Origin of the sequence: Promicromonospora umidemergens (genome assembly GCF_024171995.1) — a bacterium.
In the GTDB taxonomy this organism is placed as follows: domain Bacteria; phylum Actinomycetota; class Actinomycetes; order Actinomycetales; family Cellulomonadaceae; genus Promicromonospora; species Promicromonospora umidemergens.
Map to the genome: position 1 here is coordinate 22,218 of NZ_JAMTCT010000007.1, position 24,091 is coordinate 46,308.

General features: G+C 70.3%; 23 protein-coding genes and 1 pseudogene. 6 read left to right on the forward strand and 18 right to left on the reverse strand.

Annotated features, from left to right (window positions below; translation table 11 throughout):
• The first annotated feature begins 4 nt into the window (after positions 1-4).
• The gene (locus APR04_RS13445) at positions 5-1,093 is read left to right on the forward strand and encodes a DNA polymerase domain-containing protein (RefSeq protein ID WP_253871033.1); all 1,089 of its coding nucleotides are present in this window, start codon (positions 5-7) and stop codon (positions 1,091-1,093) included.
• 132 nt (positions 1,094-1,225) lie between these two features.
• Here APR04_RS13445 and APR04_RS13450 read toward each other — a convergent pair whose 3' ends face one another.
• A complete protein-coding gene (locus APR04_RS13450; RefSeq protein WP_253871035.1) occupies positions 1,226-1,495 on the reverse strand; it encodes a DUF7218 family protein in 270 nt (89 codons plus the stop codon).
• A 111-nt stretch (positions 1,496-1,606) separates the two neighbouring features.
• On the opposite strand from APR04_RS13450, the gene APR04_RS13455 reads away from it, so the two are divergent.
• Both APR04_RS13455 and APR04_RS13460 read left to right on the forward strand, forming a co-directional pair.
• A complete protein-coding gene (locus APR04_RS13455) occupies positions 1,607-2,170 on the forward strand; it encodes a dihydrofolate reductase family protein (RefSeq protein WP_253871037.1) in 564 nt (187 codons plus the stop codon).
• 14 nt (positions 2,171-2,184) lie between these two features.
• Positions 2,185-3,342, forward strand: coding sequence for an ATP-dependent DNA ligase (locus tag APR04_RS13460; protein WP_308292351.1), 1,158 nt, complete (start codon positions 2,185-2,187; stop codon positions 3,340-3,342).
• A 19-nt stretch (positions 3,343-3,361) separates the two neighbouring features.
• On the opposite strand, the gene APR04_RS13465 is transcribed toward APR04_RS13460, so the two are convergent.
• From APR04_RS13465 to tcuA, 14 genes are all read right to left on the reverse strand, one after another.
• Positions 3,362-5,701 (reverse strand): RelA/SpoT family protein, encoded by a 2,340-nt coding sequence (locus APR04_RS13465; protein WP_253871039.1) that lies wholly within the window; start codon positions 5,699-5,701, stop codon positions 3,362-3,364.
• Positions 5,702-5,776: 75 nt separating this feature from the next.
• Entirely contained in the window at positions 5,777-6,367 is a 591-nt protein-coding gene (locus APR04_RS13470; protein ID WP_253871332.1) for an adenine phosphoribosyltransferase, read from the reverse strand.
• A 22-nt stretch (positions 6,368-6,389) separates the two neighbouring features.
• Positions 6,390-7,481 carry a protein translocase subunit SecF gene (gene secF / locus APR04_RS13475; RefSeq protein ID WP_253871041.1) on the reverse strand — a complete coding sequence of 364 codons (1,092 nt, stop codon included), beginning with the start codon at positions 7,479-7,481 and terminating at the stop codon, positions 6,390-6,392.
• Positions 7,481-9,346, reverse strand: a complete 1,866-nt coding sequence (secD, locus tag APR04_RS13480) for a protein translocase subunit SecD (protein WP_253871043.1) — start codon at positions 9,344-9,346, stop codon at positions 7,481-7,483. Before secD ends, secF begins: the two co-directional genes overlap by 1 nt.
• Positions 9,347-9,427: 81 nt before the next feature.
• Complete coding sequence (yajC, locus tag APR04_RS13485; RefSeq protein ID WP_253871045.1) at positions 9,428-9,871, reverse strand: preprotein translocase subunit YajC; 444 nt, start codon at positions 9,869-9,871, stop codon at positions 9,428-9,430.
• Positions 9,872-10,007: 136 nt separating this feature from the next.
• A complete protein-coding gene (gene ruvB / locus APR04_RS13490) occupies positions 10,008-11,048 on the reverse strand; it encodes a Holliday junction branch migration DNA helicase RuvB (protein ID WP_253871333.1) in 1,041 nt (346 codons plus the stop codon).
• Positions 11,049-11,112: 64 nt separating this feature from the next.
• The gene (gene ruvA, locus APR04_RS13495) at positions 11,113-11,742 is read right to left on the reverse strand and encodes a Holliday junction branch migration protein RuvA (protein ID WP_253871047.1); all 630 of its coding nucleotides are present in this window, start codon (positions 11,740-11,742) and stop codon (positions 11,113-11,115) included.
• 171 nt (positions 11,743-11,913) lie between these two features.
• The gene (gene ruvC / locus APR04_RS13500; RefSeq protein ID WP_253871049.1) at positions 11,914-12,480 is read right to left on the reverse strand and encodes a crossover junction endodeoxyribonuclease RuvC; all 567 of its coding nucleotides are present in this window, start codon (positions 12,478-12,480) and stop codon (positions 11,914-11,916) included.
• A gap of 78 nt (positions 12,481-12,558) precedes the next feature.
• Entirely contained in the window at positions 12,559-13,320 is a 762-nt protein-coding gene (locus APR04_RS13505) for a YebC/PmpR family DNA-binding transcriptional regulator (RefSeq protein ID WP_253871051.1), read from the reverse strand.
• Between the two features lie 68 nt (positions 13,321-13,388).
• A complete protein-coding gene (pdxT, locus tag APR04_RS13510; protein ID WP_253871053.1) occupies positions 13,389-14,021 on the reverse strand; it encodes a pyridoxal 5'-phosphate synthase glutaminase subunit PdxT in 633 nt (210 codons plus the stop codon).
• A gap of 72 nt (positions 14,022-14,093) precedes the next feature.
• Entirely contained in the window at positions 14,094-14,522 is a 429-nt protein-coding gene (locus APR04_RS13515; RefSeq protein WP_253871055.1) for a PIN domain-containing protein, read from the reverse strand.
• 33 nt (positions 14,523-14,555) lie between these two features.
• Entirely contained in the window at positions 14,556-15,167 is a 612-nt protein-coding gene (locus APR04_RS13520) for an NUDIX hydrolase (protein ID WP_253871057.1), read from the reverse strand.
• 23 nt (positions 15,168-15,190) lie between these two features.
• Positions 15,191-15,859, reverse strand: coding sequence for a GntR family transcriptional regulator (locus APR04_RS13525; RefSeq protein ID WP_253871059.1), 669 nt, complete (start codon positions 15,857-15,859; stop codon positions 15,191-15,193).
• A gap of 56 nt (positions 15,860-15,915) precedes the next feature.
• Complete coding sequence (tcuA, locus tag APR04_RS13530) at positions 15,916-17,400, reverse strand: FAD-dependent tricarballylate dehydrogenase TcuA (RefSeq protein WP_253871061.1); 1,485 nt, start codon at positions 17,398-17,400, stop codon at positions 15,916-15,918.
• A 122-nt stretch (positions 17,401-17,522) separates the two neighbouring features.
• Between tcuA and APR04_RS13535 the strand changes: the two genes are divergently transcribed.
• From APR04_RS13535 to APR04_RS13545, 3 genes are read left to right on the forward strand one after another with little or no spacing between them, the layout of a single operon-like run.
• Positions 17,523-18,584 carry a Bug family tripartite tricarboxylate transporter substrate binding protein gene (locus APR04_RS13535; RefSeq protein ID WP_253871063.1) on the forward strand — a complete coding sequence of 354 codons (1,062 nt, stop codon included), beginning with the start codon at positions 17,523-17,525 and terminating at the stop codon, positions 18,582-18,584.
• Positions 18,581-19,060, forward strand: a complete 480-nt coding sequence (locus APR04_RS13540; RefSeq protein WP_253871065.1) for a tripartite tricarboxylate transporter TctB family protein — start codon at positions 18,581-18,583, stop codon at positions 19,058-19,060. Before APR04_RS13535 ends, APR04_RS13540 begins: the two co-directional genes overlap by 4 nt.
• A 12-nt stretch (positions 19,061-19,072) precedes the next feature.
• The gene (locus tag APR04_RS13545; protein WP_253871067.1) at positions 19,073-20,566 is read left to right on the forward strand and encodes a tripartite tricarboxylate transporter permease; all 1,494 of its coding nucleotides are present in this window, start codon (positions 19,073-19,075) and stop codon (positions 20,564-20,566) included.
• Between the two features lie 159 nt (positions 20,567-20,725).
• Here the strand turns inward: APR04_RS13545 and APR04_RS13550 are convergent, their stop codons facing one another.
• From APR04_RS13550 to hrpB, 3 genes and pseudogenes are all read right to left on the reverse strand, one after another.
• The gene (locus tag APR04_RS13550; protein WP_253871349.1) at positions 20,726-20,884 is read right to left on the reverse strand and encodes a hypothetical protein; all 159 of its coding nucleotides are present in this window, start codon (positions 20,882-20,884) and stop codon (positions 20,726-20,728) included.
• A gap of 151 nt (positions 20,885-21,035) precedes the next feature.
• Positions 21,036-21,440, reverse strand: a pseudogene (locus APR04_RS13555) (class I SAM-dependent methyltransferase); the annotation flags it as partial.
• A 101-nt stretch (positions 21,441-21,541) separates the two neighbouring features.
• The gene (gene hrpB / locus APR04_RS13560) at positions 21,542-24,067 is read right to left on the reverse strand and encodes an ATP-dependent helicase HrpB (RefSeq protein WP_253871069.1); all 2,526 of its coding nucleotides are present in this window, start codon (positions 24,065-24,067) and stop codon (positions 21,542-21,544) included.
• Between the last annotated feature and the right edge of the window lie 24 nt (positions 24,068-24,091).

A 24,091-nucleotide genomic window follows, 5' to 3' on the forward strand; every position in this document is an offset into this window, starting at 1 on the left:
GTCCATGGCCGGATCCAAGACACCCCCGGTGGAGCTCGACGTCGCGGGCCGCACGGTGCGCGTCACGAGCCCTGACCGCGTCGTCTTCCCCCGTGGAATCACCAAGCTCCAGGTCGTCGAGTACTTCGTCGCCGTGTCGGACGGCATCACCGGCGCCCTCCTGCACCGCCCCACGACACTGGAGCGCTGGCCCAAGGGCTGGCACGAGGGCGCGCACCTCGCGACGCGCACGCCGAAGCCGGACGACCCGAAGGGCGACGGTTTCTACCAGAAGCGCCTTCCGAAGGGCGCACCGGACTACGTCGAGACGACGACCATCGCGTTCCCGTCGGGCCGGACGGCGGACGAGGTGTGCCCCACCGAGCCGGCGGTGGTGGCCTGGGCCGCCAACATGGGCACGCTCACGTTCCACCCGTGGCCGGTGCGGCGCGACGACGTCGAGGCGGTCGACCAGCTCCGTATCGACCTGGACCCGCAGCCGGGCACCAGCTTCTCCGATGCGGCCGCGGTGGCTCCGCACCTGCGGGAGCTGCTGGGCGAGCTGAACCTGACGGGGTATCCCAAGACGTCCGGCGGGCGAGGACTGCACGTGTTCGTGCCGGTGGAGCCGCGGTGGACGTTCACGCAAGCGCGGCGGGCCACCATCGCCATCGGGCGGGAGCTGGAGCGCCGGCTGCCCGGCCAGGTCACTACCCGGTGGTGGAAGGAGGAGCGGGGCGAGGCCATCTTCGTGGACTACAACCAGATGGCTCGCGACCGCACCATCGCCTCGGCGTACTCGATCCGCGCCAACGGGAACGCCACGGTCTCCATGCCGCTGGACTGGGACGAGGTCGCCGAGGTGCATCCGGACGACTTCGACGTCCTGAGCGCGCCGGCCCGGTTCGCCGAGCGCGGCGACCTGTTCGCCGCGCTGCGTGCCGACAGGGACCCGGGTCTGGACTGCTCCTTGGACGCCGCTCTCGAGCTCGCGGTCCGCGACGAGGCCGACGGGCTCGAGGACCTGCCCTACCCGCCGGAGTACCCGAAGATGCCGGGCGAGCCCAAGCGTGTGCAGCCCAGCCGCGACAAGGACCGGGACCGGGAGAGCTGAGCGGCACGCCATGCTCCACTGGCCATGCCATCCTCCGCGGAACCGACTGCCGTTGCGCGGAAGATGGCATGGCACGCAGACAATCGCGTGGCGGCCAGCCGACCAGGCCAGGTCAGGCCAGGCCAGGCCAGGTCAGTGGGTGCGCAGGGCCTCGATCAGGTCGTCCTTGCGCATCGTGGACCGGCCCTCGATGCCGATCTCGGCCGCGCGCTTGCGCAGGTCGTCGACCGTCCAGTCGTCGTAGTCGCCCGACTTCCCGCCCTTGCGACCGACGCTCTCGCGGGACGAGTTCGCCGCCGCGTTCGCGATGCGCGCCGACTTCCCCTTGGAGTTGCCTTCGTCGCGCAGCTCTTCGTACAGCTCCTTGTCCTTGACGCTCGGTCCTGGGTCACGCTTCGGCATGGCTGCTCCTTCCGCTCGGGCTGACCGTTCACCTCCACGATGGCCCAGCCCGCAGCGGCTCGCACACTCGTGCACCGATGAGTTCTGCCCCACCGCGCCGTCGGACCAGGCATGGGAACCCTGAGCTACTTCGCGAACATGTCCGCCGACGGGTACACCGTCGACACCGAGGGGAAGTTCGACTGGACCGACCCCACCGACGAGGTGCTCGCGTTCATCAACGAGATCGAGGCGGACGTCGCCGTCTACGTCCACGGGCGGCGCATGTACGAGACGATGGTCTACTGGGAGACCTACGAACCCGGCCCCGACCCGGAACCGCACACGTCGCGGTACGCGGAGATCTGGCAGGGGGTTGAGAAGGTCGTCGCGTCGTCGTCCCTGCCCGAGGAGGCCATCACGTCGGCGCGGACCCGGCTCGTGCGTGACCTGCAGCTCGGCGAGCTGCGGCGGATCGCGGACTGCGCGCCCGGCGTCGTCTCCGTGGGTGGGCCCACAGTGGCCGCCGAACCTATCCGGGCCGGGCTCGTCGACGAGTTCCGCTTCTTCGTCTACCCCGAGGTGCTGGGCGGTGGCCTGTCGGCGCTACCTCCCGATGCGCGGCTCAGCCTGCGCCTCGTCGACACCCGGACGTTCGCGAGCGGGTGCGTCTACCTGCGCTACGTGCCGCGCTGAGGCAGGCTCGTACCGTGACCACACTCAACCTGCCCGTGCAGCCACCGGTCCGGCCGATGCTCGCCAAGAGTGTCGCGTCGATCCCGGCCCAGGCGGAGACCGACGTCGGTCCCGCCTACGTCTACGAGCCGAAGTGGGACGGCTTCCGCGCCATCGTGTACCGCGACGGCTCCGATGTCCGGATCGACTCCCGGAACACCAAGCCCATGGACCGCTACTTCCCGGACGTCGTCGCTGCCGTCCGGGAGGCGCTCCCGGACCGGTGCGTGGTCGACGGCGAGATCGTCATCGCCCAGACGCCGGGCGGGGGCGCGGCACACCTCGACTTCGAGCTGCTCTCCCAGCGTATCCACCCGGCTGCGTCGCGCGTGAGCATGCTCGCCGAGACCACGCCGGCGGCCCTCGTCGTGTTCGATGTCCTCGCGCTCGGCGACGAGTCGCTCATGGACCGGCCGCTCACCGAACGGCTGGCGGCCCTGGACGGGCTGGGCCTGACGGGCCCGCTCGTGTTCGCCACGCCGCGCACCCTGGACGCCGCGGTGGCCCAGGAGTGGTTCGGCTCGTTCGAGGGCGCCGGGCTGGACGGCGTCGTCGCCAAGCCGGCGGACGGCACCTATGCGCCCAACAAGCGCGCGATGCTCAAGATCAAGCACACCCGCACGGCCGACGTCGTGCTGGCGGGCTACCGGCTGCACAAGACCTCGACCCCGGAGCAGCCCGTGCTGGGCTCGCTGCTGCTGGGCCTGTGGGACGAGTCCGACGACGAGCCGCGCCTGCAGTTCGTCGGCGTCGCGGCGTCGTTCTCGGCGACCCGGCGCGCCGAGCTGATCACCGAGCTGGCACCGCTGCTCGTAGAGCCAGGGACACCCGCGGCGGACGAGCACCCCTGGCACGGCTGGACCGACCCGACGAAGGCAGAGGCCGGGGACCGGCTGCCCGGAGCGCAGTCGCGCTGGAGCTCCGGCAAGGACCTGTCGTTCACGCCCCTGCGGCCGGAGCGCGTGCTCGAGGTGGGCTACGACCACATGGAGGGCAGCCGGTTCCGGCACACGTCCCAGTTCAAGCGCTGGCGCCCGGACCGTGAGCCGGCGTCCTGCACCTACGAGCAGCTCGACGAGCCGGTCCTCTTCGACCTGGGCGAGCTGCTCCCGGGTGCACCCGGGACGACCTAGGCCGTCGAGCCGTGCCCCGTCAGACCGGCAGGTGGGTCCGCTCCACCGGCTTGGTGCCGGTGATGCGGTGCACGTCGAACACGCCCTCGACCTTTCGGACGGCCGTGAGCACCGTCGCGAGGTGCGCGGGCTCGGCCATCTCGAAGATGAACCGGGAGACCGCCAGCCGGTCGTCCGACGTCGAGACGAAGGCCGACAGGATGTTCACGTGATTCTCGGACAGCACCCGCGTCACGTCCGACAGGAGCCGTGACCGGTCGAGCGCCTCGACCTGGATCTGCACCAGGAACATCGTGTTGGCGCCCTGGGTCCACTCGACCTCGACCAGCCGCTCCGGCTGCTTGCGCAGCCCGTCCAGGTTCACGCAGTCCGTGCGGTGCACGCTGACGCCCTGGCCACGGGTGACGAAGCCGACGATGTCGTCGCCCGGCACCGGGGTGCAGCACTTGGCGAGCTTGACCCACACGTCGGCGGAGTCGGCCCCCTTGAGCATGACGCCAGGGTCGCCCGACCGCACGCGCCGGGCGGTGAGGCCGCCGGGCCGGGTCGCCTCGGCGACGTCCTCCTCCGCACCGCCCGCACCGCCGAGCGCCTTGACGAGCTTGTCCACCACGTGGGCGGACGAGACCTGCCCCTCGCCGACGGCCGCGTACAACGCGGAGACATCCTGGTAGTTCATCTCGTCCGCGACACCGACCAGGGTCTCGTGCGACATGAGGCGCTGGATCGGCAGACCCTGCTTACGCATGGACTTGGCGATCGAGTCCTTACCGGTCTCGACCGCCTCCTCGCGGCGCTCCTTGGTGAACCACTGGCGAATCTTGTTCCGCGCCCGCGGCGACTTCACGAACCCGAGCCAGTCCCGGCTCGGCCCCGCCGTCTCCGACTTCGAGGTGAGGATGTCGATGACGTCGCCGTTCTCCAGCGGCGAGTCGAGCGGCACCAGGCGGCCGTTCACGCGGGCGCCCATGGTGCGGTGGCCGACCTCCGTGTGCACGGCGTACGCGAAGTCGACCGGTGTCGCACCACCCGGCAGCGCCATCGCCATGCCCTTCGGCGTGAAGACGTAGACCTCGTCGCCGCCGATCTCGAACCGCAGCGAGTCGAGGAACTCCGCCGGGTCGGCGGTCTCGCGCTGCCAGTCCACGAGCTGGCGCAGCCAGGCCATGTCCTGGTTCTTCGGGTCGTTGGCACCCGCGCCGGCGGGCGTCTTCTCCTTGTACTTCCAGTGCGCCGCGACGCCGTACTCCGCGCGCCGGTGCATGTCGTGCGTGCGGATCTGGATCTCGACCGGCTTGCCACCCGGACCGATCACCGTCGTGTGCAGCGACTGGTACATGTTGAACTTCGGCATCGCGATGTAGTCCTTGAACCGGCCAGGAACCGGGTTCCACCGCGCGTGCATGGCGCCGAGCGCCGCGTAGCAGTCGCGCACCGTGTCCACGAGGACCCGGGTGCCGACCAGGTCGTAGATCTCCGCGAAGTCATGACCGCGGACGATCATCTTCTGGTAGATCGAGTAGTAGTGCTTGGGCCTGCCGGTGACGGTCGCCTTGATCTTGGAGCTGCGCAGGTCCGACTCGATCTGGCCCTTCACCACGCCGAGGTATTCCCCACGCGCGGGAGCCCGCTCGGCCACGAGGTGCACGATCTCGTCGTACACCTTGGGGTACAGGGCCTGGAAGGACAGGTCCTCCAGCTCCCACTTGATCGTGTTCATGCCTAGCCGGTGGGCCAGCGGAGCGTAGATCTCGACGGTCTCGCGGGCTTTGCGCTCGGCCGACTTGGACGGCACGTACTTCCAGGTGCGGGCGTTGTGCAGGCGGTCGGCCAGCTTGATGACCAGCACGCGGATGTCCTTGGCCATCGCCACGACCATCTTGCGCACGGTCTCGGCCTGCGCCGCGTCGCCGTACTTCACCTTGTCGAGCTTGGTGACTCCGTCCACCAGCAGGGCGACGTCGTCGCCGAACTCGCCGCGCAGCGTGTCCAGCGCGTAGTCGGTGTCCTCCACCGTGTCGTGCAGCAGCGCGGCCGCGATCGTCGTCCCCTCGAAGCCGAGCTCCGCCAGGATCGTGGACACCGCGACGGGGTGCGTGATGTACGGGTCGCCGCTCTTGCGCATCTGCCCGCGGTGCGCCTTCTCCGCGACGACGTAGGCACGCTCGATCAGTGCGACGTCGGCCTTGGGGTGGTTGCTGCGGACGGCCTGCAGAAGCGGCTCGATCGCCGCGGGCGTACCGCCGCTCACGCTGCGCACCCCGAGGCGCACCAGCCGGTTCCGCATCCGGTTGCCACCTGGCGGCGTCGACGAGCTTTTCTCAGGCACAGGAGCGCGTGACACCGTGTTCTCAGCCATGTACGCGCCTCCTTCCCCGGGTCGAACCCGGAGTCGCCAGTCTAGCCCTGGACCTCTATGCCCCGTCCGGTCGGCTCAGTCGCCGGACGACGCGCCTACCCGCAGGAGAGTATCGACGTTGTAGCGTGCAAGCCTGTCCCGCCCGTGGAGTGTTTCCAGCTCGAGCAGGAAAGCCAGCCCGGCTACCACTCCCCCGCACTGCTCCACCAGCTGTGCGGCCGCCGCAGCCGTACCACCCGTTGCGAGGACGTCGTCGATGATCAGAACACGCGCACCGGGGGTGAGTGTTCCCGAGCGCAGCTCGATGGCCGCCGAGCCGTACTCCAGGTCGTACGACACCCTCTCCGTGGGTGGCGGGAGCTTTCCCGCCTTGCGCAGGGGCAGGAACCCCAGCCCGAGCGCGTGGGCAACGGGCGTGCCGAGCAGGAAGCCGCGTGCCTCCATGCCCGCCACTACATCAATCCCGCCCGTCCCACCTCTGCCGTCGGCCAGGGCAAGGCGCGTGAACGCCTCGATCACGTCGGCCAGCCCCTGGGCATCAGCAAGGAGCGGGGTGATGTCCTTGAACAGGATGCCTGGGGACGGAAAGTCAGGGACGTCCACGATCAGGTTGCGAACGCGCGTCGCCCTCTCCGGCAGCAGGCCGGAGAGGGCGACGTCGGTCATGTCGTCTGCCACGAAGCGGAGCCTACCGGCGACGCTTGGGCTGAGCTTCATGTCCCTGGTGATGTCCCGGGACGAGCTGCGCGGAACCGGACGCCGCGGCGGCCAGCATGCTCTCGTCGGCGCCCTCCGCCACGAGGCCCGCACGCAGGTCCATGACCTTCTTGGTGTGCGCGGCGATCTTTGGCTCGCTCTCCCGCAGCGCCACGTCCAGCGGCGTGGCCAGGAAGATGGACGACGTCGCGCCCACCGCGATGCCCACGAACAGCGACAGCGAGATGTCCTTCAGCGTGCCGGCGCCCAGGAGGAAGCCACCCACGAAGAGGATGCCCGCGACCGGCAGCAGCGCCACCACGGAGGTGTTGATGGACCGGACCAGCGTCTGGTTCACCGCGAGGTTCGCCCGCTCGGCGTACGTGCTGCGCGTCTGCTCGGTCAGTGCGACCGAGTTCTCGCGGACCTTGTCGAAGACGACCATCTTGTCGTAGAGCGAGAAGCCAAGGATGGTCAGGAAGCCGATGATCGTCGACGGTGTGACCTCCCAGCCGATCAGCGCGTACACGCCGGCCGAGACCAGGACGTCCAGGAGCATCGCCACGATGGCGGCCACCGACATGCGCCACGCCCGGAAGTAGACGGCCATGAAGACCGCCGCGGCGAGGACGAACACGACGGTGCCCCAGAGGGCCCGCATGCTCACCGACTGACCCCAGGTGGGGCCGATGAAGTTCGAGGTGACCTCGGTCGTCTCCACACCGTAGGCTTGCGCCAGGGCGTCCTGGAGCTGGTCCGTGCCCTCCGAGTCGAGCTGCGAGACCTGGACGCGGACGGCGTCCGGACCCACCTGGCTGATGTGCGGCTCCTCGCCAGGGGCGACCTCCCCGACCGCGTCGAGGGCGATGTCCTCGTCCGTGCTGGACACGCCGGAGACGGTGAACTCGGAGCCACCGCGGAAGTCGATACCGAGGTTGAGCCCCTGGACCAGGATCACGAGGATCGACGCGGCCGAGAAGAGGCCGACGATCGAGAACCAGATGCCCCGCTTCTGGATGATCGGGTAGGACCGACGCCCCGTGTAGAGGTCGTTGCCCCACTGGGCGAAGCCGCCGCGAGCCATCAGTGCTTCTCCTCGTTCTGAGCCGCTTCGGCGGCAGCCTTGCGTTCGGCGGCACGCCGCTCCGCGATAGTCATCCTGCGGCCGTCCTCGGCAGCACGCGGCGCCGGGGCGACGGACTGCGCCGAGACCAGCTCGCGCTCCCGGTCCGGAGTGTCGGCGCCGGGGGCATCCGAGGCTACGGGCTTGGAGCCGGCGAACTTCCCTGCGCCCCGGTACCGTGGCTCGACATCGAGGCGGTCGGGCGAGAGGCCCGACGCCTTGTGCCCGTCACGGAAGAACGGGACCTTGGCCAGGAGCTCCATGACCGGGTGCGTGAACCAGATGACCACCATGACGTCGATGATCGTGGTCAGACCCAGCGTGAACGCGAAGCCGCGCACCCCACCGACCGTCATGAAGTACAGGATCACCGCCGACAGCAGGTTCACGGCCTTGGCCGCATAGATGGTGCGGCGGGCACGTTGCCAGCCACGCTGGACGGCGAGCCGGAGCGACCTTCCGTCACGTAGCTCGTCGCGGACGCGTTCGAAGTACACGATGAACGAGTCGGCGGTGAAGCCGATGGCCACGATCAGGCCCGCGATACCTGGCAGGGAGAGGCGGTAGCCCATGCCCCAGCTCAGGAGTGCGATCACGACGTAGGTCATGGCACCGGCGACGACGAGCGACATCACCGTCAGCAGGCCGAGCGAGCGGTACTGGAACAGCGAGTAGACGACGACCAGGGCCAGGCCGATGAGGCCGGCGAACAGACCGCGCTGCAGCTGCTCCGAGCCCAGGGTGGCCGAGATCTGGTTCTGGCCGTTCACGTCGAACGTCAGCGGCAGCGAACCGAAGCTCAGCTGGTTGGCCAGCGTTGCCGCCGAGTCGCGGGTGAAGGAGCCGGAGATCACCGCCTGGCCGTTCGTGATCGCCGCGTTGCTGCTCGGCGCGGAGACGATCAGGCCGTCCAGCACGATGGCGAACTGGTTGCGCGGAGGCTCCAGCGGGGTCAGGCGCTCCGTGGTCTCGCGGAACTTCGTGGCGCCCTCGGAGTCGAAGTCGAGGGTGACTCCCCACTCGTTCGAGACCGTGCCGTTCGCGCCCGGCACCAGGCCAGAAGTGGCGGTGGTCAGGTCGGTGCCGTCCACCTCGACGGGGCCGAGGATGTACTTGGCCACACCGGTCTGGTCGCACGTGACGAGCACGCGGTCCGGGTGGTCGCCGCCACCGCCCTGCAGGTTCTTCGGGTCGGTGCAGTCGAGCTGGTCGAAGAGCTGCTGGACCGCCGGGGTGATCTGGGCGAGGTCGCTCGGGTCCGTCGGGTCGACGTCCTTGGCTTCCTCGGCAGCCTTCTTCTCGAGCTCTGCCCTGCTCTGGTCGCCCTGGGCGCTCTCATCACCCTTGCCCTCGGCGTCGTCGCCGGGAGCGCTGGGGGACGCCGACGGCTGCACCGTCGGGATCGGGTTGCCCACGGTCAGGACCGGGCGGAACTTCATCTGCGCGGCCTTGGAGATCAGCGCGATGGTCTCGTCATCGACCACGCCCGGGATCTCGACCACGATCTGGTTGCTGCCCTGGCTCGCGATCTCGGCTTCGGTGACGCCGTTGGCGTCCACCCGCTGCCGGATGACACCGATGGCCTCCTGCATCGCCTCCGGGGTCACCTCGGACCCGTCGGACGTGACGGCCTGGAGGATGATCTGGGTGCCACCCTGCAGGTCGAGTGCGAGGCCAGGGGCCAGGCTCGCGCCGTCCGGATTATCGCTCGACTTTCCGTCGAGCTGCCAACCAGCCAAGAGGGCGCCGAAGGGCAGCAGGATCGTCAAGATCGTCAGGAGCACGATCGTGCGAACCGGCCGCGAGCGCCGGGTGTCAGTCGCCAACGTCTGTCTCTTCTCGTGTGCGCGCCGGGGTACGTCCGACGCGGGTTCGGCGCCGTCCGGGTTCACCGGACGGCGCGGCCGTCACTTGCCGTCCGCGTCAGCGTCCCGTCGCTGCTGCTCCTGGTACTCGCGCTTGGCGGTGTCCAGGTCTGACAGGTCGTCGGGAACGTCGGTCGCGTCGGGCCTGATCGTACTTGCCGTTTCGCTCTCCTCTGTGACGTCGGACTCATCGGCCTCGTCGTCGGTGTCCACGTCGTCGGCGACGGGCTCCTCGACCTTCTTGGAGATGGCGGCACGGAGCCACGTCGTGGGGCTGCCCGGGAAGGACTCGATGGTCACCTGATCGGTCGACTCGTCGACGTCGATCACGGTGCCGATCATGCCGGACGCGGTCATGACCTTGGTCCCGGCCGTGATGTTGTTGCGGAACTCCGCTGCCTCACGCTGCTGCTTGCGGGTGCGGGAGGACATGAAGAACATCACCGCGAGCAGGATCGCGATGAGGATGAGCATTGTGGGGTCCACGGTGGATGGTCCTGTTCGATTGCTGGGTCGGATGTGCACTCACGTGCGTCGCGCAAGTACGACGAGGATCCAACCCAGTGTAGTGCTCGGGGTCGAATCCTCGGATACCCCTGCGACGGGCACCACAGGAACAACGTCAGGGGTCGAGCAAAGTTCCCGCGGCGGGGGTCTCGGGGCCGCGCCCGGACGGCTGGGCGGGCGGCGTGAGCCCCAGGTGTTCCCAGGCCGCGGCGGTCGCCACGCGGCCACGGGGAGTGCGGCCGACCAGGCCCTCGCGGACGAGGTAGGGCTCTGCGACCGTCTCGACGGTCTCTGCCTCCTCGCCCACGGTCATGGCCAGCGTGCTGAGCCCCACGGGACCGCCGCCGAACCTCGTGCACAGCGCGGTGAGCACCGCGCGGTCGAGGCGGTCGAGGCCGATGGGATCGACCTCGTAGACCTCGAGGGCCGACTTCGCGGCGTGGAGGTCGAGCCGGCCGTCGCCGCGCACCTGCGCCCAGTCGCGCACGCGGCGCAGCAACCGGTTGGCGATGCGGGGGGTACCGCGCGAGCGGCCGGCGATCTCGTGCGCCGCGGTGTGCTCGAGGTGCACGCCGAGCAGCCCGGAGGAGCGCAGGATCACGCGCTCCAGCTCCTCGGGCGAGTAGTAGTCCATATGGCCCGTGAACCCGAAGCGGTCCCGCAGCGGGGCGGGCAGGAGACCGGAGCGGGTGGTGGCGCCGACGACGGTGAACCGCGGCAGCGCGAGGGGGATCGCTGATGCGCCGGCGCCCTTGCCGACGATGACGTCGACCCGGAAGTCCTCCATCGCGACGTACAGCAGCTCCTCGGCGGGGCGGGCCAGGCGGTGGATCTCGTCGATGAACAGCACGTCCCCCTCCTCGAGGGAGGACAGGACTGCGGCGAGGTCCCCCGCGTGCTGGATGGCGGGCCCGCTGGTGAGCCGCATGTGCGCGTCCAGCTCGCCCGAGATGATCATGGCCAGAGTGGTCTTGCCGAGCCCGGGCGGGCCGGACAGGAGCACGTGGTCCGGCGGGTTGCCGCGCGCGACCGCCGCCTGCAGCACGAGGGAGAGCTGGTCGCGCACGACCCGCTGGCCGACGAAGTCGTCGAGCCGCTTGGGGCGTAGGGCGGCCTCGGCGGCGCGCTCGATCTCGTCGGCGCTCGGTGCGACGATCCGGCCGCCGGCCGAGCCGGTTCCTGTGCTCGGCTCTGCCCCGGTGGTCGAGCCCGTCGAGACCTCAGCCACGGTGGCCTCCCAGCAGACGTAGCGCGGAGCGGAGCGTGCCGGCTACGTCGTCTGCGGCCACGGCGTCGGTCCCTGCCTCGGCCAGGACCTTCGCGACGGCGTCGTCGGCCTGCTTGGCCGGCCAGCCCAGACCGGCGAGGGCCTCGACCACGCGCTCGGAGTGGTCGGCGGCGGCGCCGAGGGCAGGGCCCGCCGAGGCTTCCGCCGTCGGCGCCCCGGACGGCAGCCCGAGCCGGTCGCCGAGCTCGAGAACGATGCGCTGGGCGCCCTTCTTGCCGATACCCGGCACGCGGGTGAGCGCGGCGAGGTCCTCGCCGGCGACGGCACGGCGCAGCGCGTCCGGCGTGTGCACGGCGAGCATCGCCAGCGCCAGGCGCGGCCCGACGCCGGACACGGTCTGCACCACCTCGAACACGTCGCGCTCGTCGGGGTCGCCGAACCCGTACAGCGTCATCGAGTCCTCTCGGACCACCATGCTGGTCGCTACCCCGGCCGTCTCACCGACGCGCAGCCCGGCCAGCGTGGTGGGCGTGGCGTGCACCAGGTAGCCGACGCCGCCGACGTCGACCACCGCTCGGTCGAGGCCCACGTGGGCGACGGTTCCCGTCAGCGAGGCGATCACGGGCTCCCCCTTCTGTACGTCCCGGGCACGGTCGATGCCCTCTGGCGGCTGAACCTGCCGAGACCTGATCGAACGTTCGTGCGAGGAGCCTAACAAGGCCGGCCATGCCAGGAAGCGGGCCACGCCGCAGACCGCCGACCGGCCGGTCACCGGTGGGTCATCGCCAGCAGATCAGCGCCTCGGGCGTTGCTTGGCGGCCTGTTCCGCCGCGGCCCAGGCCCGCTGGGCGGGGGTGAGCTCGTGCCGGTCCCCGCCCTGCAGGGCGCCGGCGGGCCGCCACAGGTGGCAGATCGCGAGCGCCAGCGCGTCGGCGGCATCGGCGGGCCTCGGCGCCTCGGCCAGGTCGAGGATGCGCGTGACCATGGTGGTCACCTGCGCCTTGTCGGCGCGGCCCGAACCGGTCACCGCTGCCTTCACCTCTGACGGCGTGTGCAGCGCGACGGGCATGCCCCGGCGGGCCGCTGCCACCATGGCCAGGCCCGCAGCCTGGGCGGTCCCCATCACCGTGCCCACGTTGTGCTGCGCGAAGACGCGTTCGACCGCCACGACGTCGGGCACGTGCTCGTCGAGCCACCCGTCCAGTCCCTCGGCGATCTTCAGGAGCCGCAGGTCGGTGGACTGGTCGGGGTCGGAGCGGATCACCCCGACCGCGACCATCCGTGCCTTGCGGCCGGGCAGGGAGTCGACCACGCCGACGCCGCACCGAGTCAGGCCGGGGTCGACTCCTAGAACGCGCATGGCGTCAGATTCTCACGACGCCGGGCACGGTCTCGACAGGCTCGACCAGCGGGGGGGCGGTCCCGACCAGCGGGTACGTCACTCCTCTTCGTCGAGCGCCGCCATGACCTCGTCGCTCGCGTCGAAGTTGGCGTAGACGTTCTGCACGTCGTCGCTGTCCTCGAGCGAGTCGATCAGGCGCATGACCTTGCGGGCGCCCTCGACGTCCACCTCGACCTGCATGGAGGGGTGGAAGATCACGTCGGCGGAGTCGTACTCGATGCCGGCCTCCTGGATGGCCGTACGCACCGACACCAGGTCGGTGGCCTCGGTCAGGACCTCGATGACCTCGCCCTGGTCCGTCACGTCCTCGGCGCCGGCGTCGAGCGCGGCGAGCATGACCTCGTCCTCGCCGACGCCGTCGGCCTTCGGCACCACGATGAGGCCCTTGCGGGAGAACAGGTACGACACGGAGCCCGGGTCGGCGAGGTTGCCGCCGTTGCGGCTGAACGCGAGGCGCACCTCGGAGGCCGCGCGGTTCTTGTTGTCGGTGAGGCACTCGACCAGCACGGCGATGCCGTTGGTGCCGTAGCCCTCGTACATGATCGTCTGGTAGTCGACGGCGTCGGCGCCCTCGCCGGAACCGCGCTTCAGTGCACGCTCGATGTTGTCGTTCGGCACAGACGACTTCTTCGCCTTCTGCACCGCGTCGAACAGCGTCGGGTTACCGGCCATGTCGCCGCCGCCCGTGCGCGCCGCGACCTCGATGTTCTTGATCAGCTTCGCGAAGAGCTTGCCGCGCTTGGCGTCGATCGCGGCCTTCTTGTGCTTGGTCGTGGCCCACTTGGAGTGACCTGACATACCTCTACCTGACTCCTTGCGTTTCCGATGGCACTTTCAATGGCGTCGTACGGTAGCGAGGAATCCGCTCAGCCGCCCGCAACGATGCTGACGAACAGCCCGTGCACACGCGTGTCCCCCGTGATCTCGGGGTGGAATGCGGTGGCGAGCAGCGGACCCTGCCGTGCTGCGACGATCCTACCGGCGGCCGCCACAGGACGGCCCTGCGTATCCACAGCAGGGATGCGCGCGAGCACCTCGACGTCGCGCCCGGCCTCCTCGATCCAGGGGGCGCGGATGAACGCGGTGCGTACCGGACCGCCGTCGGAGATGCCGACGAGGTCGAGGTCGGTCTCGAACGAGTCGACCTGCCGCCCGAACGCGTTGCGCCGCACGACGACGTCCATGCCGCCGACGGTCTGCTGGTCGGCGGTGCCGTCCAGGATCCGGTCGGCGAGCAGGATCATCCCGGCGCACGAGCCGTACACCGGCAGGCCCTCCTTGATCCGGGCCTGCAGCAGGTCGCGCAGCTCGAAGATGCGCAGCAGCTTGTCGATGGTCGTGGACTCCCCGCCGGGGATCACGAGCCCGTCGACGGCGGCCAGCTCGGCAGGACGCCGGACGGACACGGCGTGCGCGCCAACGGACTCCAGGGCGGTCAAGTGCTCACGGACGTCGCCCTGCAGGGCGAGGACTCCAACGGTCGGGGTTGCCACAACCATCCATCTTACGACGCTTCGCCAGCCATCCGCGGACCGGCCCGTGCCTGCCAGATGTCGAGCGGTGAACCGGCTTCAAGGTTTCCGGCGAGCTGGGGGGATGACTTCGACGAGGTGATCAAAGGGCTTGAATTCGTCGATGTTGGCCGTCATCACCGCAGCGCCGTGCCTGTGCGCCTGAGCCGCGATGAGGGCGTCCTTGCTGCGCACCTTCGCGCCGGTCGCTCTCGCGCCCGCTGCGACGACGCCGTACGAGCGGGTCGACTCGATGTCGAGCTCGACCCAGGCGAATCGCTGGTCGAGATCGTTGATCCGGCGGGTCCGCTCGGCTAGGTCGTACGGGTTCCTGGCGGCATGAATGCCGAACTCGAGCTCAGCCCGGGACAAGATGCTGGCGCCGTACGCCTCATCTGGATCGAACTCGTACAGATCGAGATCACCGTGTGCGGATTCTGCTTCAGCTCGCGGGCTCCGACTGTCTTCATGACAGCATCCTAAAAACACGGTGTAGACGCGCGTCTACACCGTGCGTTCCGTTCAGTCGTCGAACTGCTCGCCCAGGTGCCGGACCTGCCCGTCCCACCCGGCCACGAGATGGTCGACGACGTCCGGCAGCTCGGGCGGGAACACCTCCAGCGGCTGCGCGCGCAGCTCCGCCGCCGTCAGCCAGGCCATCTCGTCGAGCAGCTCGCGCTCGGCGTCGGTCCAGCCGTCAGCGTTGACCTCGAGCGCGTCCTGGACCCGCACGAGGTAGAAGACCTCGTACTGGCGGCACGTCTCCGCGAAGAAGTCGAAGATGCCGGTCCGCGTGAGCACCGGCCCCACCAGGTCCTCAGGCGCGAGCGTGATGCCGGCCTCCTCGCGGGTCTCGCGGAGCGCGGCCTGCTCCGGGGTCTCCCCCGGGTCGATGCCACCGCCCACCGTGAACCACCAGGAGCGTTCGGGCTGGTTCACGTCGTGCCCACGCATCACGAGCGCACGCCCGGCGTCGTTCACCAGGATGACGCGGGCCGCCGAACGCTCGCGGATGCCGTCCGGTCCCGGCACCCAGTCGTCCCCGAGGGACGTGGTGCCAGGACCGTCCGCCGAGGATGTCGACGTCGTCGACGGCAGGTGCTGGTCAGCCGCGTCCGGTAGGTACCCGGTCATGCGATGTCCTCTCGGGAGCGTGGTCAGTGCAGCGCCGTGACGACGTTGCGGCGCAGGAGGTCGAGACGGATCTCCCTGGCCCTGGTCATATGGGCGGACGCGAGCGAGCGAGCGGTGCCCGCATCGCGGCGGCGGACGGCGTCGATGAGTGCGGCGTGCTCGTCCAGCGCCTCCTCCCAGCGTCCCGTCACCGACAGCGTGGAGTGCGGTGTGCGGACGAGGTGCACGGTGAGCCGCCGGAGGATGTCCTGGAGCACGGGATTGTGCGTAGCCGTCCAGATCGCCTCGTGGAACTCGATGTTGGTGAGCGCGCGTGCGCCGTCGTCCGGGTCCTCGAGCGAACGGTCGCGGTCAAGCAGGGACTCGAGGCGCAGCAGGTCGGCCTCGGTGCGGCTCTCCGCGGCTTCGGCCGCCGTCTCCCCCTCCAGCAGGATCCTGACGTTGTAGATCTGGATCACCTCGTCCGGATCGACCTCGCGCACCACCAGCCCTCGCGACGACGATGCCAGCATCCGGTCGTGCTCAAGCCGGCGCAACGCTTCTCGTACCGGTGTCCGCGAGACACCGAAGCGCTCCGCGATCGCCATCTCGCGCATCGGTTCGCCGGGCCGCAGCGACCCGTCCTGGATGTCGGCACGAAGACCGTCGTAGATCGCCGCGGCGCCCACCTTGCCGCGCTGTTCCTCGGCCACCGCCACCCTCCCTCTCCACCTGCTCTACCCGAACGACGGACGCGAACGATCACCACTCAGGCGAGGCTGCCCGCCCGCCGCCCGAACACGGCGCCCGACACCAGGCCGGTGCCGCCAGGATAGTTTCCGCTGAACAGACCGCCGAGCATCTCTCCGCACACGAACAGCCCGTCGATCGGCGCGCCTGATTCTCTCAGGACGCGGCCGTTGGTGTCGGCACGGAGGCCGCCGAAGGTGAACGTGATGCCGCAGGTCACGGGGAACGCATAATACGGCGCCGTCTCCACGGGGAGCGACCAGTTGCTCTTCGGCGGCTCGACGTCCGCGCGCCGCCCGTCCTTGACCGCGGCGTCGAAGGGCACCGACCGGTCGATGGCGGCGTTGAACTCACGCACGGTGGTGGCCAGCGACGCCTCGTCGAGGCCGAGAGCGGCGGCCAGCTTCTCGACGCTGTCAGCGCTCACCACGGAGGTACCTGCCGCGTCGTACTCCTCGGAACGGAGCATCGGCCGCGTGGTCGCGTCGAAGATCTGGTAGGCGACGCCGCCGGGCTGGGCGAGGATCTGCGCGCCGTACTTCGCATAGGTGTAGTTCCGGAAGTCCGCGCCCTCGTCGAGGAACCGCTTGCCGTCCCTGTTGACCACGATGCCCAGGGGATATCCACCACGGGTGAGCTGGTTGGTCACCTCCCGGTCGCCCACGTCGTCGGCGCCCGCGTCCCACGCCACGGAGTGGCAGGTCGACCAGTCGCCGTACGCCTCGGCGCCGATCGCGAGCGCGGCCCGCAGCATGTCACCGGTGTTGAGCGGGGTGCCCCGCACCTTGGCGCGCTGCCAGCCCTCGCCGAGGTGCCCGCGCCGCATCGCGGCGTCGGCCTCGAAGCCGCCCGCCGCCAGGATCACGGACTCGGCGCGCAACTCGCCCGCCACGCCCGCGGCGTCCGTGTAGCGCAAGCCGGTGACGCGCACGTCCTCTGCGACTAGCTCGGTGGCCGCGCAGCCGTACCGCACCTCGACCCCGGCGCGGGCGGCCGCCGCCTCGTGCTGCTCCACGAGACCCTTGCCGCCACCGGTGCTGCCGAGGGCGAGCCCGCCCCAGAACACGAACCTTCCCTCGTCGTCCCCTCGCTCGCTCAGGTAGGCCTGGCGCTCGTACATCAGGCGGAAGCGCAGGCCGTGCCCCTTGAGCCAGCGCATCGTCGGCTCGCTGTCCTCGACGAGCCGGGCGGTGAGCTCTGCGTCGTTGGCACCGCCGGTCACCCGCTCCATGTCGGCGAGGTAGTCCTCGCGCGTGTAGGCGGGCAGCACCGTCGTGTCGAGCCGGTCGTCGTCGTCCACGAGGTCCCGTACGGAGCCGACGTCGCCGTGCGTCACCCGCATGGCACCGGCCGTGTAGAAGGAGTTGCCCCCGTGCTCCCCGCGAACGCCCTTCTCGAGGAGCAGCACCCGCCGTCCCCGTTCGGCAGCCGAGAGCGCGGCGCTGTGCCCCGCGTTGCCCCCGCCGACCACGACGACGTCGTACGAATCCATCTGCTCCGGCATGCGCGCTCCTCGCATATTGGGGCGGTCACGATGCCCGCCCAAGGTTGTGCTCGGCAGAATACGTCTGTATACAAAGGCATGCAAGGTTGTGATCAACGTCGTTCCGACCATGAGAGGCCCCGATGCCCCCACCAGCCACACAGGACGAAGGGCGTACCGCGCCGTCCGAAAAACGTGGCCGCCGCCTGGCCGGCCCCCTCCCCTACGTCGTCGCCGCTGTCCTCGCGGTGGTGCTCGTCGTCGTGACCGTCGTACGCGGCGGCGCGGCGGACGTCACCAACGAGGCGCTGGGCGACCAGCAGCTCAAGATCATGGCGCCCGCCGACCCCGGTGGCGGCTGGGACCAGACGTCGCGGGCGATGCAGGCGTCGCTCAAGGAGCTGGCCGGCCGCACCGAGGTCTACAACGTCGGCGGCGCGGGCGGAACGATCGGACTCAGCCAGTTCGCCCAGCTCGACGGGCAGAGCCACCAGCTGATGACGACCGGGCTGATCATGGTCGGCGCGATCGCGGCCAACGGCTCGGCCAACACCCTTGACGAGGTCACTCCCCTGGCCCGGCTGACAACGGACAGCCAGGTCATCGTCGTCCCGGCCGAGTCGGACATCATGACGATGGAGGACCTGGCCGACCGCATGCGCGACCAGCTCTCGTCCGTCTCCTTCGCCGGCGGCTCCGCGGGCGGCGCCGAGCAGATCCTCGCGGGGCTGGTCGCGAAGGACCTCGAGCTGAACCCGGGTGACGTCAACTACATCGCGCACTCGGGCGGTGGTGAGGCCGTCGCGACGCTGCTGTCGGGCAGCGCAGTCGCGGGCATCTCCGGGATCTCCGAGATCAAGGCACAGATCGACGCCGGTCAGATGCGGGCACTGGCGGTCTCGAGCGCCGAACGCGTCGGCGTGCTGCCCGACGTACCCACGCTGCGCGAGTCCGACATCGACGTCGAGCTCACCAACTGGCGCGGCGTCGTCGCGCCGGCCGGCATCACCACCGAGCAGGAGCAAGCATTGGAGAGCCTCGTGATGGCCATGACCGAGACCGACGAGTGGCAGGAGACCCTCGCGCGCGAAGGCTGGGGCGACGTCGCCCTCGCAGGACCGCAGTTCGAGACGTTCCTGGACGACGAGATCGTGCGCACCACTCAGATCGTCGACGAGCTCGGCCTGAGCGAGGAGCAGCGATGAGCGACGGGACCGATCAGCGGCGCACGGCGCTGGCGACCATGATCCTCGGCGCGCTCGTGGTCGTCCTCGGTGTCGTCGTCCTCGTACAGGCGCTCCAGCTCGACAACGGCGGCCTCGGGATCGGTCCGGCGACCGTCCCGTGGGTGGTCAGCGCGCTCCTGCTCGTCGTCGGCACGGTCCTGGCACTCCGGGCGAGACGGGACCTGGGCGCCTGGCGCAAGGACCCGCAGACCTCGGCCAAGGACTGGAAGCGCGCAGCGGTGCTCCTCGCGGTGCTGATCGCCTTCGCGCTCGTCGTCCCCTACCTCGGCTATGTCGTGTCCACGACCCTGCTCTTCGGCACCGTCGCCATCGTCCTCGGCGCCCCGTCACGCGTGCGCTCGTACGTCGTCGGCTGGTGCGTCGCCGTGGTGGTCTTCCTCGGCTTCGACGTGGTCATCGGCATCTCCCTGCCCGCAGGCCCGTGGGGCTTCTAGGAAAGGCCTGACATGGAATCCTTCAATCTCCTCCTGGACGGCTTCGCCGACGCGGCGACGCCGATCAACCTCCTGTGGGCCCTCCTCGGCGTCACCATCGGCACAGCGGTCGGCGTGCTCCCGGGCATCGGCCCTGCCCTCACGGTGGCGCTCCTGCTGCCGCTGACCTTCCGGCTCGAACCGACCGGCGCGCTCATCCTGTTCGCCGGCGTCTACTACGGCGGGATGTACGGCGGCTCGACGTCTGCCATCCTGCTGAACACTCCCGGCGAGTCCGCCTCCATGGTCGCGGCCATGGAGGGCAACAAGATGGCCCGGTCCGGACGCGCCGCGTCGGCACTGGCGACCGCGGCCATCGGATCCTTCGTGGCCGGCACGATGGCCACGATCCTGCTGACCTTCGTCGCGCAGCCCTTCGCAGAGATCGCCGTCGGATTCACGCCTGCGGACTACGTGGCCATGATGGCCATCGCGTTCGTCACGGTCGCGAGCCTGCTCGGAGCCTCGCCGCTCAAGGGCTTCGCCTCGCTCGTCATCGGTCTCACCATCGGCCTGGTCGGTATCGAGTCGCAGAGCGGCCAGGCCCGCCTGACCTTCGGGCTGCCGAGCCTGCTCGACGGGATCGACGTCGTCGTGGTCGTCATCGCGCTCTTCGCCATCGGCGAGGTCTTCGCCCACGCGCTGCGCGGCGGGGGCGGCGGCACCGTGACCCCGCTCAAGGGTCGTGCCGTGCTGACCCGCGAGGACTGGCGACGTTCCTGGCCCGCCTGGCTGCGCGGCACGGCCTTCGGGTTCCCGATCGGCGCCCTCCCTGCCGGCGGCGCGGAGATCCCCACGTTCCTCTCCTACGCCACCGAGAAGAACCTCTCAAAGCACAAGGACGAGTTCGGGCACGGGGCCATCGAAGGCGTAGCCGGTCCCGAGGCGGCCAACAACGCCGCAGCGGCCGGCGTGCTGGTGCCGCTGCTGACCATCGGGCTGCCCACCTCCGCGACGGCGGCGGTGATCCTGACGGCCTTCCAGTCCTACGGGCTGCAGCCAGGCCCACAGCTCTTCAGCGAGTCCGGTCCGCTCGTCTACGCCCTGCTGGCATCGCTCTTCATCGGCAACCTGATGCTCCTGGTGCTCAATCTGCCGCTCGCCCGTGTCTGGGCACGGCTGCTGCAGATCCCTGCCTACGCCATCTACGCGGCCATCCTGGTGTTCGCCACCCTCGGTGCACTCGCATCAGGCGGTGGGTTCGCGGACCTGCTGCTGCTCTATGTGATCGGCCTGCTGGGGGTGCTCATGACGATGGCGGACGTGCCGGTCGCCCCCGCGATCGTCGGGCTCATCCTCGGCCCGCTGTTCGAGACCCAGCTGCAGCGCGCGCTGCAGATCTCCGAGGGCGACCCGTCGGTGCTCTTCGACAGCATGCTGAGCATCGTGCTGTGGTCGGTGGCCGGCCTCGGCCTGGTGCTACCGCCGCTGGTCAGCAGGCTGAAGAAGCGGACCGCCGGTGTGTGACGACCACGGGGTGGTCACCGGAGCGGTTTCGGAGGGCAACCGCCGGGCGGGCCACCTCGATGCGACCACATGGCTCCGACGGCTGAGTCTTGCCGAACCCGTCAGATGACAACGAAGCTCGCGGCGGCAGGCCGCACCTGTTCACAGAACGTGGGGGTCTCAGCGGGCCTCGAGGACGAAGAAGAGGAAGGACACGAAGCCGGTCCGCTCTCCGCTCGCGATGCGTGGCGGGAGAAGTTCGGACGGCGTGTCCGGGGAGGGTGCAGGTTCGGCCACGGACGCGATGTGGAACCCCGCAGCGGTGAAGGCGTCGGTCATCGCGTGCAGGGGGCGGTGCCAGAACGTCAGCGTCCCTGGCTGGCCCGCGAACTCGTAGTCCTCCGAGTACTGCCGAGAAGCGAAGAGAAGCGAAATAGTCTTCGTCCGGGAAGAGGAAGGGGCGCACGAGCGGGTGGTTGACAGAGAGGATGAGGCGGCCGCCGGGCTTGAGGACCCGGTGCAGCTCGGTCAGCGGCGGCTGCCAGTCCTCGAGGTAGTGCAGAACGAGGGAGGCGACGACGTCGTCGAAGGTGTCGTCCGCGTAGGGCAGCGGCCGCGCGAGGTCTACGAGGGTCAGCGGGACGTCGTCGCCGAGCCTGCGGCGGGCGAGCTCGATCCTCGCGAGGCTGCCGTCGAACCCGGTCATCTCGGCGCCGCGGTCGCGCAGCTCGGCGGACAGCGGTCCGGAGCCGCAGCCCGCGTCCAGGATCTTGCGACCGCGCACGTCGCCCGCGAGTCGGAGCATGGCCGGTCGTTCGTACCAGGCGTTGAGCAGGCTCCCGGCGTTCTCGGCGTCGTAGCTGGCTGCGAACTCGTCGTAGTGGTCGGCCTTCATCGGATCCCCTTCGACGGACGGTCCATGTCCCGCCTGACGCTATCGGGAGGATCGCGTTGGCGGCTCAGACGGTGCATACGTACTGATCAGGGCAGCCCGGTTCACTGGCGAGGCTTAACCCGTCTGGTCGGGACGGCGCTCAGCGGATCTTCCGGCCACGGATGCCGGGGGTAGCGGGCTCGTAGGTCGGCTCGGACCTGGGGATAGGCCTGTCTCCAGAACGAGGCGAGATCGCTCGTGATCGCGACCGGTCGCTGTGCGGGCGACAACAGGTGCAGGACGACCGGGACACGACCGTCCGCGACGGCCGGCGTGGCGGTCCAGCCGAACACCTCCTGCAGCTTCACCGCGAGGACCGGCGGCTCGACGCCGTCGTACGCGAGCCGGACCTCAGAGCCCGAGGGGACTCGGAGCCGTTCCGGTGCAAGCTCGCCGAACCGGGCCGCCGCGGGCCACGGCAGCAGTCGCCTCAGGGCCGAGGCCACGTCGATGCGGGCAAGATCGCGCGCGGCCCGCACCGAGGCGAGCTCGGTACCCAGCCAGCCGTCGAGATCGGCCAGCAGCGCTTCGTCGTCGACGGCGGGCCACGGGGCGCCGAGGTGGGCGTGGCAGAACGCGAGCCGCTCCCGCAGGGCGAGGGCGGCCTCGGACCAGCGCAGCACGGACAGGCCGTTGCGCCGGAGGCCGTCGCGGACGGCCGCCTGGACGAGCAAGGGGTCGGGCTTCGCCAGCGGGACGTCGCCCAGCACGATCGCGCCGAGGGCCTCGACGCGCCGCGTCACGATCCGGCCGTCGTCCCAGCGGATCTGGTCCGTGGTGGAGAGAAGGTCGCCTGCGATGTCTCGGGCGGTCTGCTCGTCGATCGGCGCCGCGGAACGGATCCTGGCGTCGGCGCGACCGGGTGCCCGGTCGGCGACCGCGATCGCCAGCCAGGTCGTGGTCCGCAGCGGCGACTGCGGATCCAGCGCGGCACCCGTGCCGCCGGACATCTGGTAGGTCGCCGAGTCGGTCCCCCGGGCCCGCGCGATCCGGTCCGGATACGCCAGCCCCACGACGATCCCCACCGCGAGATCATCAGGTACTCCGCGCGTCCCCCGGCCGGCCTGCCCACCCGACGGGTCGCCGGTACTCGCACCTCGGCCGAGACGCTTCGCCTCTTCTCGCCAACGGGCCGTTGCTCCGCGGTCCTCGCCACGGCGCAGGGCCCGCCAGCGGGCCGGTAGATCGTCGCCGAAGCTACGGCCGGAGTCGTCCGAGAGCATCGCGACGATCTCGCGAGCCCGGTCGGCGCCGACCCGCGGCGTGCCGTCCAGCAGCGCACGAGCAAGGCGAGGATGCGCCCCGATCGCCGTCATCCGCCGGCCCCGCTCGGTGATCCGGCCGTCGTCGTCGGTGGCATCGATGCGGCGCAGCAGCTCGGTGGCCGCGGTCATCGCCGGCGTCGGCGGCGCGTCGAGCAAGGTCAGACCGGCACCAGCGGGCGCACCCCACGCCGCGAGGTCGAGGGCGAAGGCCGCCAGGTCGGCGATCGCGATCTCCGGCGCCGCATGATCGTCGAGACGCGCGTGGTCGGTCGCGGACCAGCACCGATAGACCCGGCCGGGCGCCTCCCGCCCGGCGCGGCCCGCTCGCTGGTCGGCCGACGACTTCGAGACCCGGCAGGTGACCAGCGCACCGAGGCCGCGGGACTGATCGGTCCGCGGCTCCCGGGCAAGACCAGCGTCGACCACGACCCTGACCCCTGGCACGGTCAGCGAGCTCTCCGCGACCGACGTCGTCACCACTATCCGACGGGTGGCGGACGGCGCCAGGGCGCGGTCCTGCTCAGCGCGTGACTGGCGGCCGAACAACGGCAGGACGTTCTGCCCGGCCAACCGGCGGGTCACCCCGTTGATCTCCCCCTCCCCCGGGACGAACACGAGGATGTCGCCCTCGTTCTCGGTCAGTGCACGCCGGACGACGGCGGCGACGTGGTCCAGCAGGCGCGGGTCTACCCGCCCACCGGGCAGCAACGGCACGGGGACCGGGGGCGGCGCCCACTCGACCGCGACGTCGAACAGTGCGGCGGACGCGGTGACCACGGGCGCCGGGACGTCGGTGCCCAGCGCGCGGCTCAGCCGGACCGTGTCCGCCGTTGCCGACGTCGCGACGATCGCCAGGTCGTCCCGAAGGTTCGCCCGGATGTCGACGCAGAGCGCGAGCAGCAGATCGGCGTCGAGGTGCCGCTCGTGGCACTCGTCGATCACGATCGCGGCGACCCCTGGCAGCTCCGGGTCCCGCTGCAGACGCCGGACGAGGAGCCCTGTCGTCACCACCTCGACACGGAGTCCCTTGCCGCCGCTGCGTTCACCGCGCATCGCATAGCCGATCCGCTGCCCGAGCGGTTCGCCGACGAGCATCGCCAGCCGGGCCGCCGCCGCGCGGGTCGCCATCCTGCGCGGCTCGGCGACGAGGATCGTGCCCTCGAGCGCGTCGGCCAGCGCGAGCGGCAGCAGCGAGGTCTTCCCCGACCCGGGCGGCGCGACCAGCACAGCGGTGCCGCGGGACCGCACCGCGTCGACCGTCGCAGGCAGGACGGCCCGGACGGGCAGGTCCGCCCCGGGCACCGACGATTCAGGCAGCAGCACGACCCGACCGTAGCCGACCGCCGC